1 protein-coding gene is annotated in these 2,213 nt (G+C 72.3%); it reads right to left on the bottom strand.

Going from position 1 to position 2,213, the window contains the following annotated elements; genetic code table 11:
• Positions 1-12 precede the first annotated feature (12 nt).
• The coding region (locus OXM58_12630; GenBank protein MDE0149208.1) for a Tn3 family transposase at positions 13-2,213 on the bottom strand (2,201 nt) is incomplete at its 5' end.

Here is a 2,213-nt window from a genome sequence, read left to right as displayed (position 1 = left end):
CGAAATACTACGCTAAGGGTTTCGCGGTGCCCGACGCTCGGCGCCCGGCCAGCGGTACTCGCCGGTCAAGTTGATGTGCTCCCAGCCGAGCGGCGAGACGTGGGCCAGGAGTTCGTCCGGGATCTCGAGCCCGGCCTGCCCCCTCGCGAAGACGGCGTCGCCGAGCTTCAGCGTGTTCCAGTAGATGATGATCGCGGCCAGCAGGTTGAGGCCGGCGACCCGGTAGTGCTGCCCCTCCCCGGTTCGGTCCCGCAGTTCGCCGCGTTGGTGGAAGTTGATGGCGCGCTTCAGGGCATGGTGCGCCTCGCCCTTGTTCAAGCCGACCAGGGCGCGCCGGCGCACGTCGGGGTCCGTCGTCCACTCGATCATGAACAGGGAGCGTTCGATGCGGCCGACTTCCCGCAGCGCCGCCGCCAGCTCGTTCTGGCGCGGATACGCGGCGAGCTTGCGCAGGAGCTGGCTCGGCCGCATGGTCCCGGCCGCCATCGTGGCCGCCACCCGCAGGATGTCCGCCCAGTTCCGGTCGATCAGGTCCACGTTCACCTTGCCGCCGACCAGCGGGCGCAGGCGCTTCGGGACGCCCGCTCGTTCGAACACGTAGAGGCGCTTCGAGGGCAGGTCCCGGATGCGCGGGACGAACGCGTAGCCGAGGATCGAGCAGGCGGCGAAGACGTGGTCGGTGAACCCGCCGGTGTCGGCGTACTGTTCGCGGACGCGCCGCCCGGTCTCGTTCATCAGGAGCCCGTCGAGGATGTAGGGCGCTTCGTGGACGGTGGCCGGGATGGTCTGGGTGGCGAACGGAGAGAACCGGTCGGAGACGTGCGAGTACGCCTTGACGCCGGGCTCGGCCCCGTACCGGGCGTTGACCAGGTTGAGAGCTTCGCCCCGGCCGCCGGCCGGGAAGAACTGGCCGTCGCTGGAGGCGGTCCGCCCGGAGCCCCAGAAGGCGGCCATCGGTAGCGCGGCCTGGGCCTCGACGACGACGGCCAGCGCTCGGTCGAACGCGTCGCCTTCCACGTGCCAGCGCGCGATGCGCATCAGCTCCCAGAACCCGTGCGTGTTCGTGGCCTCGGCCATCTTGCGCAGGCCGAGGTTGATGCCCTCGGCGAGCAGCACGTTGAGCAGACCGATGCGGTCGCGGCAGGGCTCACCGGTTCGCAGGTGCGTGAAGGCCTCGGTGAACCGGGTGGCGTCGTCCACCTCGAGCAGGATGTCGGTGATCCGCGCCTCGGGCAGCCGCCGGTAGAGGTCGGCGACCAGGTCGGCGGCCCCGTCCGGCACGGCGGTTTCCGTCCTCTCGACGCGGAGCACGCTGTCTTCGATGCTCCCGCCGGCGGCGGGAGCACGGGCCCGCGCCGCGGCGGCCAGCCGGCGCAGGCCCTCGTCGAGGGCGGACCGGCGCTCGGCGAGCCAGTCGTGCGGACTGGCCGGGACCGGCAGGCTGCGGTCGGCATCATCGCCGGCGGGCGTCGACAGCAGCGCCTTTCGGATGTCGCCGTAGCGGCGCGACCGCGCCAGCCAGACGTCGCCGGCGCGGAACGCGTCCCGCAGGTGGAACAACACCGCCGTCTCCCAGAGGCGGTGATCGGATTGGGTGCGCAGCAGCCGCCTCCACCTCGAGTTCGGCCGCAGGAAGCCGGTCGGCCGCGCCGTGCCGTCGCTGCGCAGGACGTCGACCGCGTCCAGCAAGGGCTCGGCCGCGGGCGACGCCTCGATGTCCAGCGTGCGCAGCATGCGCGGCGTGTAGCGGCGGAAACGGCTGTAGCCCCCCAGGACATGATTCATCGGATCCGACGCGGCCGTGCTCGCGAGCGCGGCCGCCTTGGCGACGAGGTCGCCGAGGCCCTCCCAGCCCGGACCGTCCGCGATCACCGCGTCGAGGGCCTCGCCGGCGTCCCGCGCGCCGAGCAGCGCCGTCCCCAGCTCGGCGAATGCCCGGAGCGACTCGCGGGCCGCGGCCGTCTCGTCCCCGAGCTGCGCTTCGCAGGCCCGGGCGGCTTCGCGGTACGTCCTGCCGACGAGCCGGTCGTGGGTCTCCACCACCGCGTCGGCGAGGAACAGCTCCCACTCGACGGCGCAGACCGCGAGGATCGCGAGGCGGCGGTTGTCCGGGAGCTCGCGGAGCCCGTCGGCGAAGTAGCGCTCCCCCTGCCGGCGCAGCCGCGTGATCCGATGCGGAGGGATCTCGTGGAAGAGGCCTTCCGGAACATCGA

This window comes from Rhodospirillaceae bacterium (genome assembly GCA_028819475.1).
In the GTDB taxonomy this organism is placed as follows: Bacteria; Pseudomonadota; Alphaproteobacteria; order Bin65; family Bin65; genus Bin65.
This window is presented reverse-complemented; position numbering and strand designations above follow the sequence as displayed.